The organism is Ligilactobacillus equi DSM 15833 = JCM 10991, assembly GCF_000615765.1.
Classification (GTDB): Bacteria; Bacillota; Bacilli; order Lactobacillales; family Lactobacillaceae; genus Ligilactobacillus; species Ligilactobacillus equi.
Genome location: NZ_BAMI01000128.1, coordinates 1 through 1,169, shown reverse-complemented (window position 1 = coordinate 1,169; position 1,169 = coordinate 1). Strand labels below are relative to the sequence as shown.

The window sequence follows — 1,169 nt, the reverse complement described above, 5'->3', positions numbered from 1 at the left end:
GAAGTGAAAAGATGATGCGGATTAAAGTGTCAAGTGTTATAGGTTGCAAGTGGTAAGTAAGATGCCATAATAAGATTGTGGCCAAGAAGATTGAAGCTTAAATTCACCTTCAAGCCTAAAAGTCAGATAGAAAACCGAAGAATAATGCGAGGTACAAAAGAAAAAAAGAGAGGTACAACGATGAAAAAGAAGTACAGAAAAAGTAAAGAGATTCGCAGACTCCTAACAAGAAAAGTTGAGAAGCAAATAAGGGAGATGAGTGCAGAAGAAATCGAGGCTAAGTTAGATGAATTAGAAAAGAAGGTAGAGGAACAACGATCTAAGCGAGAAGAGCGAGAGAATAAAGCGAAAAGAGAAGTGCAGGAAGCCTTTGATGATTTAGCGGGAGCGGTATTTGGAAGAGATACTTTTTTAGTCTTAACAAAGAAGCAGGCAAAGTATGAACACTTGTTGAATGTTTATCGTATGGAAATAGCTCATACCATAACAAATCGGGCGTTAAGTAATCCTTCAAGTCGAGCATTATTATCCGAATACGAGGGAGATGAGATAGTCCTGACGGGAATTATCTCAGATTTTGAGTACAATGAGAAGACGCCTTTAAAAAGTAGGATACTGCTAGAAAATCCAGTCCTACAAGCGTTTATCAACGGAAATATGATATATAATCTCCCGAAGAATAAGTACGTTGATAGCCATATCTGGGTATCGATGAACAAAATGGGAAGTGCCAAAAAAATTACTACCTTGTCGATTGGTGACATAGTTAAACTACAAGCTAATTTGAAGATTTATCGTGGCGTAGGTGATTATGGTATCAAATCTGATAAATACGGTTTAGAAAACATCATGATTATTTCAAATGGCGTGCCTTATGAAGTCTGATGGGAAGATCGAACTAAAAGATAACTACAACCATCATGGAGATTGGGTAGCTAAAATGTACAATCGTGGCGTAAAAGATGGGCAGATGATTATAGACTATGATATAAAACCAAGTGTACATCCCAGTTACCAAGAGAGGATGAGTGGGAAAGTTTCCTATGCAGATGCGTTTGAGTATCAGAAGGCGATATTTGAGCGTTTGGAAGCTGAAGGTGAGTCAGAAAAGGGATAACAGGAAGGTATCTAAGCGGGGCTTAGGTGCCTTTTTAATAGGTGTAAGAATA

At 38.0% G+C, this 1,169-nt stretch carries 2 protein-coding genes; both read left to right on the top strand.

Going from position 1 to position 1,169, the window contains the following annotated elements:
* Positions 1-180: 180 nt before the first annotated feature.
* Positions 181-885 (top strand): hypothetical protein, encoded by a 705-nt coding sequence (locus JCM10991_RS11725; RefSeq protein WP_025021591.1) that lies wholly within the window; start codon positions 181-183, stop codon positions 883-885.
* A complete protein-coding gene (locus tag JCM10991_RS11720; RefSeq protein WP_025021590.1) occupies positions 875-1,117 on the top strand; it encodes a hypothetical protein in 243 nt (80 codons plus the stop codon). Before JCM10991_RS11725 ends, JCM10991_RS11720 begins: the two co-directional genes overlap by 11 nt.
* Positions 1,118-1,169 lie beyond the last annotated feature (52 nt).